Annotated in this window: 14 protein-coding genes; 7 read left to right on the top strand and 7 right to left on the bottom strand. The window is 68.9% G+C overall.

Annotated features, from left to right (window positions below; genetic code table 11):
- Positions 1-93: 93 nt before the first annotated feature.
- The 5 genes from ACFPZ3_RS56475 to ACFPZ3_RS56455 all read right to left on the bottom strand — a co-directional run bounded on the left by ACFPZ3_RS56475 (position 94) and on the right by ACFPZ3_RS56455 (position 5,812).
- A complete protein-coding gene (locus tag ACFPZ3_RS56475) occupies positions 94-1,686 on the bottom strand; it encodes an N-acyl-D-amino-acid deacylase family protein (RefSeq protein WP_379522734.1) in 1,593 nt (530 codons plus the stop codon).
- 61 nt (positions 1,687-1,747) lie between these two features.
- Positions 1,748-3,190, bottom strand: a complete 1,443-nt coding sequence (locus tag ACFPZ3_RS56470) for a Na+/H+ antiporter NhaC family protein (RefSeq protein ID WP_379522733.1) — start codon at positions 3,188-3,190, stop codon at positions 1,748-1,750.
- An 85-nt stretch (positions 3,191-3,275) separates the two neighbouring features.
- Positions 3,276-4,355, bottom strand: a complete 1,080-nt coding sequence (gene menC / locus ACFPZ3_RS56465) for an o-succinylbenzoate synthase (protein ID WP_379522746.1) — start codon at positions 4,353-4,355, stop codon at positions 3,276-3,278.
- A gap of 45 nt (positions 4,356-4,400) precedes the next feature.
- Entirely contained in the window at positions 4,401-5,069 is a 669-nt protein-coding gene (locus tag ACFPZ3_RS56460; RefSeq protein ID WP_379522732.1) for a MurR/RpiR family transcriptional regulator, read from the bottom strand.
- Complete coding sequence (locus ACFPZ3_RS56455) at positions 5,066-5,812, bottom strand: GNAT family N-acetyltransferase (protein WP_379522731.1); 747 nt, start codon at positions 5,810-5,812, stop codon at positions 5,066-5,068. The genes ACFPZ3_RS56460 and ACFPZ3_RS56455 overlap by 4 nt, the downstream gene beginning before the upstream one ends.
- Positions 5,813-6,058: 246 nt before the next feature.
- On the opposite strand from ACFPZ3_RS56455, the gene ACFPZ3_RS56450 reads away from it, so the two are divergent.
- The 3 genes from ACFPZ3_RS56450 (at position 6,059) to ACFPZ3_RS56440 (ending at position 10,018) form a co-directional block, all read left to right on the top strand.
- Positions 6,059-7,264, top strand: coding sequence for a M20/M25/M40 family metallo-hydrolase (locus tag ACFPZ3_RS56450; protein ID WP_379522730.1), 1,206 nt, complete (start codon positions 6,059-6,061; stop codon positions 7,262-7,264).
- A 381-nt stretch (positions 7,265-7,645) separates the two neighbouring features.
- Positions 7,646-8,227 carry a TetR/AcrR family transcriptional regulator gene (locus tag ACFPZ3_RS56445; protein WP_379522729.1) on the top strand — a complete coding sequence of 194 codons (582 nt, stop codon included), beginning with the start codon at positions 7,646-7,648 and terminating at the stop codon, positions 8,225-8,227.
- 990 nt (positions 8,228-9,217) lie between these two features.
- Positions 9,218-10,018, top strand: a complete 801-nt coding sequence (locus tag ACFPZ3_RS56440) for an SDR family NAD(P)-dependent oxidoreductase (protein WP_379522728.1) — start codon at positions 9,218-9,220, stop codon at positions 10,016-10,018.
- Between the two features lie 362 nt (positions 10,019-10,380).
- Here ACFPZ3_RS56440 and ACFPZ3_RS56435 read toward each other — a convergent pair whose 3' ends face one another.
- On the bottom strand, positions 10,381-10,512 hold the full coding sequence (locus tag ACFPZ3_RS56435; RefSeq protein ID WP_379522727.1) for a hypothetical protein: 132 nt from the start codon (positions 10,510-10,512) through the stop codon (positions 10,381-10,383).
- A 44-nt stretch (positions 10,513-10,556) separates the two neighbouring features.
- A complete protein-coding gene (locus tag ACFPZ3_RS56430; RefSeq protein ID WP_379522726.1) occupies positions 10,557-10,802 on the bottom strand; it encodes a hypothetical protein in 246 nt (81 codons plus the stop codon).
- A gap of 111 nt (positions 10,803-10,913) precedes the next feature.
- On the opposite strand from ACFPZ3_RS56430, the gene ACFPZ3_RS56425 reads away from it, so the two are divergent.
- The 4 genes from ACFPZ3_RS56425 to ACFPZ3_RS56410 all read left to right on the top strand — a co-directional run bounded on the left by ACFPZ3_RS56425 (position 10,914) and on the right by ACFPZ3_RS56410 (position 13,792).
- Entirely contained in the window at positions 10,914-11,576 is a 663-nt protein-coding gene (locus ACFPZ3_RS56425; RefSeq protein ID WP_379522725.1) for a stage II sporulation protein M, read from the top strand.
- The gene (locus ACFPZ3_RS56420; RefSeq protein ID WP_379522724.1) at positions 11,573-12,013 is read left to right on the top strand and encodes a NucA/NucB deoxyribonuclease domain-containing protein; all 441 of its coding nucleotides are present in this window, start codon (positions 11,573-11,575) and stop codon (positions 12,011-12,013) included. The genes ACFPZ3_RS56425 and ACFPZ3_RS56420 overlap by 4 nt, the downstream gene beginning before the upstream one ends.
- A 126-nt stretch (positions 12,014-12,139) precedes the next feature.
- The gene (locus ACFPZ3_RS56415) at positions 12,140-12,736 is read left to right on the top strand and encodes an SMI1/KNR4 family protein (RefSeq protein WP_379522723.1); all 597 of its coding nucleotides are present in this window, start codon (positions 12,140-12,142) and stop codon (positions 12,734-12,736) included.
- A gap of 189 nt (positions 12,737-12,925) precedes the next feature.
- Entirely contained in the window at positions 12,926-13,792 is an 867-nt protein-coding gene (locus ACFPZ3_RS56410) for an RCC1 domain-containing protein (protein ID WP_379522722.1), read from the top strand.
- Positions 13,793-13,841: the final 49 nt, after the last annotated feature.

Below are 13,841 nucleotides of genomic sequence, written 5' to 3'. Positions count from 1 at the left end.
CCATGCGGCGCCGGAGGGTGTCGCGGTGATCTACGGTGTCGATCCGGCTCTCCAGGTGGTGACCCGCGTTCGGGCCGGCCCGTTCAGGAGCGGTCAGGGGCGGGGCCGGCGCAGCACCGTGCCCGGCCGCGCGCCGGTGGGCGCGCCGTCGGCGAGCACGGCGACGCCTGCCACCAGGACGGCGGCGAAGCCGGTGGACAGCTGCCAGGGATCGGTGTAGGTCGAACGGTCGGCGACGGTCTCGGGATCGAAGACGGCGATGTCGGCCACCGCTCCCTCGGCGAGGCGGCCACGGTCGGCCATTCCCAGCCGCTGGGCCGGTAGCCCGGTCATCTTGCGTACGGCCTCGGGCAGGTCGAGCACGCCAAGTTCGCGAACGTACCGTCCCAGCACCCGCGGGTAGGTGCCGAAGCTGCGCGGGTGCGGCAGCCCCGCGCCTTCCGGCCGCAGCACCCAGCCGTCGCTGGCGACCGACGTCATCGGGTGGCGCAGCACCGTGATGACGTCCTCCTCGCTCATCGCATGGTTGATGATCTTCACTGAGGCCCGGTGGGCCGCGAGGACCCGCAGCGCGGCCTCCGCCGGATCGGTGCCCTCACGCCGCCCGATCTCGGCGATGCTGTGGCCGACGGCGCCGCCATAGGGCCCGTCCGCCAGGCCGGCGAGGATGACGCCCTCGGGGTCGACGTCACGGCCGAAGCGGGATCTCAGGCCCTCGGCCACCCGTTCGCGATCGGCGGGGTCGGCCAGCCTATGCAGCAGCGCGGAAGGGCCGCCGTCCATGCTCCACAGAGGGAGCCGCGAGGTCAGGGTGGTGCTGGAGGCGGTGTACGGGTACACGTCGGCGGCGGCGTCCACCCCGCGTTCCCGTGCCCGGTCCAGTTCGGCGAGCGCGGTGGCGACGGAACCGTGGTTCTCCGGTCCCATCGCCTTGAGGTGGGAGATCTCCAGTCGGCCGCCCGCGGCCTGCGCCGCGCCCAGCGCCTCGCGTACGGCGGGCAGCAGCGCCCCCGACTCGTTGCGCATGTGCGTCGAGTACAGCAGGCCCGCCGCCGCCGCTTCGGCCACCAGGGCGCGTACCTCCTCCTCGGTGGCGAAGGAACCCGGGGCGTAGATCAGGCCGGTGGAGAAGCCGTAGGCGCCCTGGGTCGCCGCCTCGCGGAGCAGCGTGCGCATCGCGTCGAGCTCGGCGGGCTCGGGGGGCCGTTCGGCTCCCTCCATCGCGGCGATCCGCAGTGCCGCGTGCCCGACCTGCAACGCCAGGTTGACGGCGGGCCGCGCGCTGGACACCGTGGCCACGAATCCCCCGATATCGGTGAAGTCCCACCCGGTCTCGGGAGCGAGGAAGTCGCTCCAATCGCGCAGCAGGCCCGCCGGATCCTGCGGGAACGGCGACCACCCGCAGTTCCCCGTCACCAGGGTCGTCACTCCCTGGTAGAGCTGGGTGGTGGCCTGGGGCCAGCCTTCGACGCTGAAGTCGGCGTGCGAGTGCAGGTCGATGAAGCCCGGCGTGACCGCCAGACCTGACGCGTCGACGGTGGTGCGGCCCCTTGGCGGGTCGCCGTCGGCGAAGCGGGCGATCCGGGTGATCCGCCCGCCGTCGAGGCCGAGATCAGCCCGGTAGCCGGGGGCGCCGGTGCCGTCGATCAGGGTGCCGCCACGCACAACGGTGTCGTGCTCCGTCACTGTGCTCGTCCTCCAGGTGTTCCAACGGGAATTCGGTGCTTCAGCAGGCCCTCCCCCGGTCTCAGGGGGACAGGAAGAGCAGGATGGCCGTGTACATCAGGCAGGACGGAACCAGCAACGCCCAACCTGTGATCATCATGTTCCGCAGGTTCGAGGAGCGGGCCAGGCCCATCGCGCCGACCATGTTGGCATTGGGGAAGGGCCCGTAGGTGTCGGCCTTGGAGGCGAACAGCAGCACGATCGTCCACGCGCCGACGCCGACGCCGATGGTGGCGGCCAGGTCGCCGAAGACCTTGTCGAGCAGCACCACCTGGGCCGCCGTCGCCCCCGGCACGCCGACCCAGCCGAGCAGCGCGATGAGGATCGTGAACACGAAGGGGGAACTGCCCGCCAGGCTCTCGCCGTACATGTCCAGGATCACCTTGAAGGGCGCAAGCTTGTCGATCGTGATGAACAGCGCCGCCAGCAGCCAGAAGAGCAGGAAGATGCTGATCAGCCGGGATGCGCCCCGGTAGAGAAGCTCGATGATCTCCTTGGGGCCGAGGCCGCTCGCCAGGCCCGTGACGACGCCCAGCACCGGCAGGGCGAGCAGCGGGAACGCCGTCCCCGCCATGGTGACCGTCGCGTAGGCGACGCCGGCGAGCAGCGCGATCAGGAAGGCGGCCGTGGCCCGGCCCGCGCCCGCGTTCGGCACGTCGGCGTCGCTCGCCGAGCCGACCTCGGCCTCGCTGTAGAAGTCGTCGATGCGCTCGGTCCTGCGCTGCATCCACGGGACCACGATGAGTCCCATGATCAGCGAGAGCACCGCGAGCGGTCCGGCTCCGTAGCCCAGGTAACCGAGGTAGCCGATGCCGGCCGCGTCCATGATGGCTACGTTGGACCCCGCGAAGGGCGCGATGGTCAGCCCGGCGCAGCCACCGATGAACATCATCGACGCGGTCGCCGACCGGGTGAAGCCCATTCTGGCGGTGATCGGCAGCAGGATGGGAGCCGCGATGGCGAGCGCCCCAGCCAGCGTGCCCAGGCTGGCCACCAGCAGCAACGAGGCCACCATGACGCCCAGGATCACGGCGGAGCGGCTCTTCTCGCCCACGACGCGCATGACCCCGCGCACGATGGTCCCGGCCACGCCGGTGCTCTTCAGGATCTCGCCGACGCCGGACCCCAGCATGATGATCAGTCCGATCATCGTCACCTGGTCGGCCAGGGAGTCTCCGAGCAGCGCGCCGATGTCGATCGGCGGCATCTGCGCGACCAGCACCCCTGACAGCAGGGCGATGACCGTGGCGATCACGATGTCCATGCCGAGCAGGGACAGCAGTGCGTACAGCGCGATCGGCAACAGGCCCCAGAGCGTCGGGCCGTTGGCGAGGAAACCGGCGCCGACCGAGGCGACCAGGCCGATCAGGGCGATGATGTTGGTCAGCCTGCGACGCCTGGGGGAGGTTTCGACGTCATAGGCGTTGGTGTCGTTCTCAGGAGAGGTGCCGGGGGAGGCGCTCATGTGCTTTCTCTCTGCGGGGGGTTCGGGCAACTGATCCCGCCGTGGCAGGGCCCGTTGCGGTTCTGGAAGCTGTGATGGGGAGGACTCAGCCGGGGGCGGTGATCGTGATTTCCTTCAGCCGGTTCTCGCCGATGAAGGCGACGTCGACGGTGTGACCCAGTCCCGGCCCGTCCGGTACCCGGACGACGCCTTGGTCGGCGACGACCTCCGGCTGGACGACGTCGCGGGCGTAGTACTTGGCCGAGGCCGACACGTCGGAGGGCAGGGTGAATCCGGGGAGGCTGGAGAGGGCCACGTTGACGGCGCGGCCGATGCCGAATTCGTGCATGCCGCCGCACCACACATCCACGCCGTGCTCCCGGGCGAGGTCGTGGGCCGCCACGGCGGCGGTGAGCCCGCCCATCCGCGACACCTTGATGTTGAGCACCCGGCCGGCTCCCAGCGCGAGCGCCGTGCGCAGGTCGTCGATGGTGTCGACGGACTCGTCGAGGCACACCGGCGTCCGCACGCTGCGCTGCAAGGCGGCGTGGGCGACCAGGTTGCGCGGCGCGAACGGCTGCTCGATCATCAACAGCCCGAAGTCGTCCAGGCCGCGGAGCACGGCGAGTTCCTCCGCCGTCTCGCCGTAGGCACCGTTGGCGTCGACGTGGACCGCCAGATCAGGGAAGGCCTCGCGGACCAGCCGTACCGGCTCTGTGTCCCAGCCGGGGGCGATCTTCAGCTTGACCCTCGGGTATCCGGCGTCGACCTGGCGGCGTACCTGGTCGAGGAGTGCGTCGTAGGTGGGTTCGATCCCCAGCGACACACCCGCCACGACCTCGCTGCGGGTCCCGCCCAGTGCCTTCGCCAGCGAGACGCCGCGGATCCCCGACCACAGGGCCCAGCCGGCGGCGTCGACGCCCGCGATCGCGAAGCGATTGCCGCGTACCTTGCGCCACAGCCGGGGCAACTCCGCCGGGTGCTCCCAGACGGCGTCGACGACGGAGGGCAGCAGATAGCGTTCGGCGATGTGCCAGCAGGTCTCGGTGGTCTCCGGGCAGTAGAAAGGGTCGGACGGAGAGGCGATCTCGCCCCACCCCTCGGCTCCCGACTCCTCCACCAGCCGTACCAGGATGTGGTCCAGATGGGTCTTACGGTGGGAGCTGGTCTGGAACGCGTGCACCAGCGGCAGCCGGACGAGATGCAGCGACGCTTCGACGATGCGGATGGTTCAGTCCTCCAGATAGTTGCCGAGGGCGTGGCTGAGCCGGTCGCGTTCCGCGAGCCTGCGCCGGGCGCCTTTCGAACTGGCGGTGGCCAGAGTGGTCAGCAGGTGCACGACCGCGGCGACCGCCGTTGGGGAGTCGGCGTAGGAGGCGCTGTCGGTCCGTACCACGATGGTTTCGGCCGCGATGGAGGCCAGTGGCGCCCGCGCGTCGTCGGTGATGGCCACCACCGCGCCGCCGGCCTCGGCGAAATGCCGGGCGACGACAACCGTCTCGCGGCGGTACCTGCGCAGCGACACCGCGACCAGCACGTCGGTCTGGCTCACCTCGCTGAGCACGTCGAGGGCCCGCACCACGGCGCCGTCGACGAGGGTGACATGGGAGAGTCCGGCGGACAGGTCGGTGGCCAGCAGCGAGGCGTAGGCGAACGACTTGCCGTACCCGGTGACGAAGCGCCGCCGCGCGGCCACCACGGCGGCGGCGGCCCGGGTCGCGGAGCCGTCGGCGGCGATCCGCTCCAGGGCCTCGGCGAGATTGCGGGTCTCCTGCTCAATGACCTTCTGCTGTAACGCCTCGGCCGACGAGCGGCGTTGCAACCGGGCGCCGAAGCGCTCGCCGGGGCTGCTCAGCCGCCGGTTTTCGGCGTGGGCGAGTTCGAGGTCGCCTGTCGTCACAGGGCACGCTCCAAGCGGTAAAGGGCGGTCTGGGAGGTGTACGGCGAGCAGGACACGGCCGCCCACCCGTCGTCCATCAGTGGTCCGAGGACGGCTGCCAGATCGGTGCGCACCCGTTCCGCGTGGAGCGGGTCTCGCTTGGCGAGGGCAGTGAAGTCGGACGGGATCGGCAGCCATATCCGGTCGCCGTCGGAGATCGGGCGGGCCCAGTCGACCAGGTCCGCAGGGGGATCCTGGGCGGGTGTGCGGGGTCCGGGAGCGCTGCTGAGATCCCAGTCGACAAGGAGGCGGTCGGAGCTGTCGTCGTAGAAGCCGCCGTGGAACCAGCGTGCGACCGCGCCCAGCACGTCGAGGTTGAAGTGCGCGTTACGCGCGATCACGGGGTCGTAGGTCCAGCGCATCCGGGTGGCGCCCCAGCCCAGCGCGACCTCGCGCTGGGCTGACTTGAGCGCCCGGCCCAGGCCGCAACCTTGGTGGCTGGGGTGGACCACGGCCGCCTGGGAGTAGTGGTAGGAGCTGGTCCCGTCCGTGGCCTGGAAACCGAAGGCGAAGGCGATGACGCGGTCGCCGTCGCGCGCGCCGACGACGGAGCCGCCGTTGTCGCGCAGGGCGGTGAGCAGTCGCGGGCTGGCGCCCTGGCGCAGGTCGGTGTAGCCGAACACGTCCCGGTAGAGCGTGGTCGCCTGACCGAGCTCGTCCGGGGTGGTGAGGGTCCTGACCACGGGCGTGGTGGTTGACGTCATGAGGACGGGGTGCTCCTGCTGCGAACGAGGTGATGTCGGGATTCGTACCTTAAAGTCGCATCTAGATTAGGTATCAAGGCATCGACAATACTGTCAATACCGGGCTGAACTGCGAATAGTCGTGACGTAGACGCTGAAAGCCTGTGAAAGGTGGGCCATTGCGGCGGATATACGTCACGTATCATGCTCTGCAACGCAGGGGCGGCCCGCGCTGGGCCGCCCGCCCTCCAACCCCGAGGACAGCAGATGATCAGCGTCGGATCCCCCCACGGCGACGGCACGGCGGACACCCCGGCCACCGGGCTTCTTGAGGCAGCCCAGGCGCGCGCGGCGGAGATGGCGGAACGGGTGCGCCGCTACGTGGAGCACGAGACCCCCACCGGCGATGCCGAGGCGCTCAACGCGCTCGCCGACCTGCTGGTGGCCCGCTACACCGAGCTCGGCGGCGTCGCCCGCCGGGTCGCCGAGCCCACCGGCGACCACGTCACGGCCGACCTTCCCGGCTCCCCCGGACGAGCGGACGAGGCTCCGCTGCTGTTCATCGGCCACCACGACACCGTGTGGCCGAAAGGCCATCTGGCAGGGCCGATGCCGTGGCGGCTGACGGAGTCGGCCGAGCACGAGACCCTCGCGCACGGGCCCGGCGTCTTCGACATGAAAAGCGGCCTGGTGGTCATGGAGACGGCTCTGGAAGTGGCCGCGCGCGCCGGCGTCCGGCACCGGCCGGTACGGGTGGTCGTCGTGGCCGACGAGGAGATCGGCTCCCCCACGTCCAACGCCCTGGTCAGGGAACGCGCGCAGGGCGCGTTCGCCGCACTCGGCTTCGAGTCCCCGCACCCCGGCGGCGCGCTCAAGCGCGGGCGGCGCGGCAGCACCCGGCTGCGGCTGAGCGTGCACGGGCGCGCGGCGCACGCCGCGCTCGACCCTGAGAAGGGGATCTCAGCGATCGACGAGCTGGTCGACCAGCTCGTCAGGGTGCGCGAGGTCGTCGGCAGGCATTCCCATGGAGTCCTGTGCAACGTCGGCGCGCTGTCGGGCGGCGGCAAGACCAATGTGGTGCCCGAACGCGCCTCGGCCGACATCGGACTGCGCTTCGCCGACGCCGCCGTCGAACGCGCGGTGCTCGCCGAGCTGACCGCCCTCGCACCGGTGCGCGAGGGGGCGCGGGTCTGGGCGGAGATCCTGTCGAGCAGGCCCACCTGGGCGTTCGAGGGCCCCGACGACCCCTTCAGCGCCGCCGTACGCGCGGCAGGGCAGCGGCTGGGCCAGGACATCACCGCCGAACCCGCCGCGGGGGCCGCCGACACGAACACGGCCGGCTCGCTGGGCCTGCCCACACTCGACGGATTCGGTCCCCTCGGGGCGGGCGCGCACGCGCTGCACGAGCAAATCCTTCTGTCTTCGCTGCCCGAGCGCGCGGCCCTGGTCGCCGCAATCCTCGCCGAACTCTGACCTGAAGGGTGTCACGACTCGGCTTCAGTCGCTGGTCTGCGGTTGATGACCAACGAGACCCGCCCCCGTACCGCACCCTCCACGGCAGACGGCTCCTGGTCGACCGCGTTCGTGCCGGCAGACCCGTCGCCCATGTCGCCGACGAAATGCCGTAGCTCTGACCAAGGAACGTCAGTTTCTCGTCGCCGGGCGCAGCCCATGCCACGGGCGGTCGTACTCTACGATTCCGGGCGTTCACGCAACGATCAGAAGCCGAGGCTCGCGACACCCTCGCACTGAGCCCGGGGACACCGGCAGAGAGCACACAGCATGACCAGCATCTCAGTAGCGATCGGTACCGAGGACTACAATTGAGGCATGGGTGGTTCCCGGAGTACTGTCATGGGCCGGCCTCGGGAATTCGACATCGACGAGGCGTTGGAGCGCGCCATGCAGGTGTTCTGGGAGCGGGGGTATGAGGGGGCGACCCTCTCTGATCTGACCGGCGCCATGGGGATCACCAAGACGAGCATGTACGCGGCCTTCGGTAACAAGGAGCAGCTGTTCCGCAGGGCACTGGAGCGCTACGCGGAGGGGCCGGCCTCCTACGCGACGCGCGCCCTGGAGGAGCCGACCGCACGAGGGGTGGCCGAGGCGCTCCTGCGTGGAGCGGTTCGGACCACGACCCTTTCCGAAGGCCATCCTGGATGCCTGACAGTGCAGGGCGCGCTGGCGGCAAGCGACGGAGGTCGACCCGCGCACGATCTGCTCGTCAGCTGGCGGAACGATGCGGGCCTACGCCTTCAGGAGCGCTTCCAGCGCGCCGTCGACGAGGGCGACCTCCCGCGCGACGCCGACGCAGGGCGACTGGCCCGATACGTTATGACGGTGGCCTTCGGTATCGCTGTCCAGGCCGCCAGCGGCCTCGGTCACGACGAACTCCAGGACATCGCCGACACGGCGCTGCGCAGCTGGCTGCCATAGCGGGGCGTGCGACTCTGTCGAGATGAAGGATGCGAAGACGTCCGACACGCATTCGCGCAGAGCCTCACCGAGGGCCACGTCGGCCACGCTTACAGAATCGCCCTCCGGCACGAGGACGCTGTCCCGGATCGAATCCGGCGCAGACACTCGCCAGGCGGACCGGTGACGTGCTCGCTCTGAACCTGCCGTACGAGCGAGGTATTGACCGTGTCCCGACTACCTGGTTTCTCCTTTCAGACAACCCACGGGGGGACAAAGGAGAGGACATGACTGGCGAAACCGCGACAGGGGGTGTTCGACTGAGGGCGCCAGCGTGGGCGGAGATCCTGGCGGGAGGCGCCGCTTAGGCGCGTCCTTTCTCCTTGTGGCCGTCCTGCTGCCGCTCGTCAAAGACGCCGCCGTAGCAGGCGTCGTCGGGCTTCTCGTCTCGGGTGCGATGGGGCTCATGGCCTTTGCAGCCGCCGTACTCATCCGTATACGCGGGCTCGCAGCCTTCGGCGTTCGCCGTGCGAGGCCGCGAGCGCGGCGGTCTTCGCCGTCGCCCACGGCATCAACCCCATCCCGCCCGTGGCGTTCGTGGTCGGGGTGCTCGCCGCCCTGCTGTTCCGCTGGTCGGGTTCGATGGCCGGGCGTTGTGTTGCACGGCGTCAACAACGCGACCGCTTTGCTCGTCCCACTCGCCGGGGGCGTGAGGAGATCCGTCGGCGCGGGTGCGTCGGCGGTGCAGCGCGTGAGGACTGCGGGGCCCGTTCTTTCGAGCCCTTGCGCATGTCCGTACGACGTCGGGCGAGCGAAACCGGCGCGCTGCGCTGACGCTGCCGCGGTGCCGCGTCCCGGAGCGACACGCCGACTTATGTACCGATCGGAATAGAAGTAGCGGGCCCGAAGTTAGCCCCTCCAACGATGGCCGCCGCGACGAGAGCGTGGAAGGGCGTCGCGAGTCATCAACACCCGAACAGAGCCCCGATCCGGGGCGGCAGAAAGGCCATCATGTCTGACACCGACCTGCGCAACATCGAGGCGCTCGACGCCCATGAGTCCGACCGCATCGCAGTGGTCACCGGCGCCAGCCGTGGCATCGGCGCGGCCATCGCCGGCCGTCTCGCTGCCGACGGGTACACCGTCGCCGTTCACTACCGCCAGGACTCGGCCGCCGCGGCCGGCGTCGTCGAAAAGATCATCGCGGCCGGCGGTGCGGCGTTCTCCTTCGCCGCCGACCTGGCCGCGCCCGACACCGGCACCGCGTTCTGGGCCGCCTACGATGCGGCTGCGGGCTCGCTGCGCGACGTTCCCGTGCGGGTGCTGGTGAACAACGCCGGGATCGCCCTGCACGGCACCATCGAGGAGTTCGGTGCCGAGGACTTCATTCGCCAGCAGCAGATCAACACCACCGCGCCGTTCCTGATCATTCAGGCTGCCCTGCCTCGCCTGGCCGACGGCGGGCGCATTGTGAACATCTCCTCCGGCGCCACCCGCGTCGCTCTGCCCGACATCATCGGCTACACCATGACAAAGGGCGCCATCGACGCCCTCACCCTCCCCCTCGCCCAGCACCTCGGCTCCCGCGGCATCACTGTCAACGCCGTCGTCCCCGCCACCATCGACACCGACATGAACGCCTCCTGGTTGCGCGGCAACCCCGACCTCATCGCCGACATCGCCGCGCAGAACGCCCTCGGCCGCATCGGCGAACCCGACGACGTCGCCGACGTCGTCGGCCTCCTCGCCTCCCATGACGCCCGGTGGGTCACGGGACAGGTCATCGACGCCACCGGCGGCTACCGCTTGTAGAAGGCGTCCCTCCGGTGCCAACAACGCATCCGCGTTGCTCATCACGCTCGTGGGGGCGTTACGAGAGCTGACGGGGCGCGCCCCGGTCGACTTCTGTACCGATTAGAATAAAAGTACCCCGCAGTCGAATTCTTACTTCGGCGACGGCCGCCACGGCGAGATCGTGGGAGGGCGTCGCACGCCATCACCATTGCGGAGCTGGAGGGGCACGGCGGCGATGCCCGGACCGTGGTGTTCGGCAGCAACTCAGCGAGCGTCACCCCTGGAGTGCCCCGGCGGGTGATCCGCGCCCTGCGCGCCGGTGAGATCGATCGAGCGGCGCGGACGCTGCGACTGTTCGGGCCGGTCGCCCCGAACATCGCCTACGCGGCGTCGAAGAACGCGGTGACCGCCATGGTCAGCCCCTCCCACCAGGACGTCGCCGTGAGCACCACGCCGAGGACGCTCAGCGGCGCGATCGCGGCGACGGCGGTCACCATCACCACCCGACGCATCCGTGTACCGGTCGGGGCGTCGTCCTGCGTGTGGTCGTCGATGATCAGATCCGCTTCTCGGCTTCCCGTCGCTTGATCGCGCGGCCGACGAAAGGCTTCGCGATCAGCGCCGCGACGAGGAGGCCGAGCGCTACATATTGCAGAGCCCCATTGCGGGTGAAGAACCCCGTGATGCTCTCAGGAAGCGTCGTGAAGAGGCCGAAGTCGAAGTAGTACAGCCCGATGTAGGCGAGGAAGACGGTCACGGACAGGAGGATGACCGCGGTGAGCACCAGGTCGAGGATCTTCATAGTTCCTCCACGATCGCGTCCGTCGCCTGCCCGGGGTAGTGACGTGGTGTCACATCGTCCGGTGACACCCCGCCACTGCACGCGCGGCGGACGATGGGATGCGATGGGGGCATGACATCCCAGTCGGCCCCTATCGAGCACCCCGCACACGTACCGTTCTGGCGACGACCCCTCCTGGTGATCCGCGAGAACATGCGCGCCTATCTCGTCATCAACGCGGCCGCCTACGGCCTCGCCATCATCGGGTTCGTGATCGGACTCGTCTTCCCCGACCTCAGCGCGGCACGGTCTGCGTCCCTGGAGGAGGACGGCACCGGCGAGCTGGTGCGCTGGCTGGTGAACACCCCGCCGCTGTTCGCGCTCACGATCCTCGGAGTCAACCTCTTCCGCCTCAGCGCGCTGACCATCGTGCTTCCGTCACTCATCGTGCCCTTCGCGGGGCTCGCGTTCTTCGGCTACTGGTCGGTCGAGACCGGCATCACGCTCGTTCCGGCATCCCCCCAGGGGTGGGTGGCACTCATCCCCCACTCGCTGACCCTCGTCATCGAGTTCCAGGCGTACGTGCTTCTTCTGCTCGGCGCGTACCTCCTGGGCAGGCACTGGCTGTTCCCCCGCACCATCGGCGCGGAGAACCGACGCCAGGGCTATGTCGGAGGCCTGCAGCGGATCGGCCTGCTGGCGCTGCCGGCACTCGCGCTGCTCATCGTCGGCGCGGTGTGGGAGGCGTACTCACTGCGGTACTTCGTGTACCCGCTCAGTCAACTGCTGCTGTGATCCCACCGGCAGACCGGGTGCTCAGAGGCCGCCCGGGCACGCCGGTGGTCCTCAGAGGAAGCTTCCAGAAGTCGGATGTCCACACCGGCGGATGCCTCAACCACTACGCCAGTCGCATCTTCGTGATGTCGAAAAAACGGGACACCCGGTTACCCGAAGTCATCCAGCATATCGAGGAGGCACTGGATCCGGCGAAGAACGCGGCCACGTTCCCGCCGCTGAGGGACGGGCACGACTGGGACGAACCCTCGTACCCGCCCTGCGACGAGTTCCCCTTCGCCTCCACCATTCAAGGGGCAGCGAACGCCGACGGGCATTTCTCGGTGCACGCTGTCAATCACCAGCAAAATATCGACCAAGGTCATGTGCTGCGATCCTTCTATGCACATTACCGAGTCGGCGGCGACAACCAGTTCTGGGTTTCGATCGAACCCTAGCTTGCCAGCCCACACGCATTAACCGAGGGAGGGCCTCAGCGGTCCTCCCTCAACCCTCCGCCACCGGCGGAGCTGCATAGCAATCTTTGGTCGCTAGATCGCAAACTGCCGTAGAGTACGTCCCCCATGAAAGGCACCGACATCCCCCGCTACCCATGGGCTGAACGTCTCCACACCATGAGCGGCACAGACCACGATCTCTACACCGATCAAGACCCCTCGTCCTATCCGCCCGAGTGGCTGGGAACAACTCCCGCCGACGAAGCCGAGATCCGCCGGCAGGAGAAGCGCCTCGGCCGCCGCCTGCCACCGAGCTACCGGGAGTTCCTCCAGGTGAGCAACGGCTGGGACGTGGACTCCGCCACCAGCCTTCACCTGCTCCCCATCACCGAGGTCGGCTGGACGCGCGACGTGGACCCACACCTCGCGCACTCATGGGGTCCCCCGTCGGGCTCCCCCATTCCGAAATTACCCGACGATTATTCCTTCGACTACGACGCCCCTCAGGACCAGGACTTCTTCGAGGTCGGGGACTTTCTGCCGCACACGTTGTGCATTTCCGAGAACGTCGAAGGCAGCGTCTACCTGCTCACTCCGCACATCGTCACTTCGGGCGACGAATGGGAGGCGTGGTATCTCGACACCTCGTACATGCTCGGCGCTACCCGCTTTCGGTCATTCTGGCATCTGATGGAAGACGCCTTCCGGCGCGACACATACTGAGGCTTTTTCATCCCATGGCGACTGTCACAATTTTCGCTGCTTTGACAGAGACGGCGACACTCGCCATGATCATACGCCATGCTCAACATCTCCGAACGAATCTTGTTGACGTCGCCACACCGGCCTGGTCGGCGACCGTTACGGACCGGAATCGCCCTATGCGCCGCGCTGGTTCTGTCCCTGGCGGGAATGCATGGGGCCGCCGCCGACACCACCACCGCCACCGGCCAAGTCGTCGGGTGGGGTAGTGACTACTACGGCCAGGCCACGCCCCCCGCCTCGGTCCAGTCGGGCGTGGACACGATCTCCGCCGGGCTCACCCACGCGCTGGCTCTCAAGGACGGCGTGCCGATCGCATGGGGCAACGACTACGAAGACCGTACCTTCGTCCCGATCGACCTGCGCCGGGGAGGGGTGACCGCGATCTCGGCCGGTTACCACCAGAGTCTCGCGATCAAGAATGGCGCTGTCTGGTCCTGGGGTTCTTACACGACGCCAGGTGAAGCCCTGGCGCCGCCGCCGGAGACGCAGTCGAATGTGGACGCGGTCTCCGCTGGTTACATGCACAGCATGGCGCTGAAGGACGGCGAGGTCATCGCGTGGGGCTTCGGCGGCCACGGTGAGACCGCGGTGTCGGAGGAGGCACGCTCCGGCGTCGACGCGATCTCCGCGGGGATGTACTACAGCCTCGCTCTGAAGGACGGCAAGGTCATCTGCTGGGGTCCCAACTATGACGGGGAATGCGACGTGCCCGAAGAAGCGCAGTCGGGCGTCGACGCCGTCTCCGCGGGCTCCACCTTCGTCCTCGCCCTCAAGGACGGCCGGGTGATCGGCTGGGGCAACAACAACTACCACCAGCTCGACCTGCCCATCGAGGTGGACGACCACGTCATCGCAATCGCCGCCGGATCCATGCACGGCATCGCACTCAAGGACGACGGCCAAGTCATCGGCTGGTGGTACGACGCGCAGGGACAGAGCACGGTGCCGGAGGTGGCCACGTCGGGTGTGACTGCCATCTCGGCCGGCGGGTACTTCAACCTCGCTCTGAAGTGACCGGACCGCCGGGGGACGAACGGTTCCCCGGCGCTGTGCCTGCCGATGA

This window comes from Nonomuraea insulae, assembly GCF_042656245.1.
Note: the sequence above shows the minus strand (reverse complement) of the source record. Positions and strands in the feature narration are given on the sequence as shown.

What these genes read in the sequence shown, in the direction of transcription:
- ACFPZ3_RS56455 (WP_379522731.1), bottom strand. Translation starts at nt 5,812, where the DNA reads ATGACGTCAACCACCACGCCCGTGGTCAGGACCCTCACCACCCCGGAC.
- ACFPZ3_RS56410 (WP_379522722.1), top strand. Translation starts at nt 12,926, where the DNA reads ATGCATGGGGCCGCCGCCGACACCACCACCGCCACCGGCCAAGTCGTC.
- ACFPZ3_RS56440 (WP_379522728.1), top strand. Translation starts at nt 9,218, where the DNA reads ATGTCTGACACCGACCTGCGCAACATCGAGGCGCTCGACGCCCATGAG.
- ACFPZ3_RS56415 (WP_379522723.1), top strand. Translation starts at nt 12,140, where the DNA reads ATGAAAGGCACCGACATCCCCCGCTACCCATGGGCTGAACGTCTCCAC.
- ACFPZ3_RS56470 (WP_379522733.1), bottom strand. Translation starts at nt 3,190, where the DNA reads ATGAGCGCCTCCCCCGGCACCTCTCCTGAGAACGACACCAACGCCTAT.
- ACFPZ3_RS56435 (WP_379522727.1), bottom strand. Translation starts at nt 10,512, where the DNA reads ATGCGTCGGGTGGTGATGGTGACCGCCGTCGCCGCGATCGCGCCGCTG.
- ACFPZ3_RS56450 (WP_379522730.1), top strand. Translation starts at nt 6,059, where the DNA reads ATGATCAGCGTCGGATCCCCCCACGGCGACGGCACGGCGGACACCCCG.
- ACFPZ3_RS56430 (WP_379522726.1), bottom strand. Translation starts at nt 10,802, where the DNA reads ATGAAGATCCTCGACCTGGTGCTCACCGCGGTCATCCTCCTGTCCGTG.
- ACFPZ3_RS56445 (WP_379522729.1), top strand. Translation starts at nt 7,646, where the DNA reads ATGGGCCGGCCTCGGGAATTCGACATCGACGAGGCGTTGGAGCGCGCC.
- ACFPZ3_RS56425 (WP_379522725.1), top strand. Translation starts at nt 10,914, where the DNA reads ATGACATCCCAGTCGGCCCCTATCGAGCACCCCGCACACGTACCGTTC.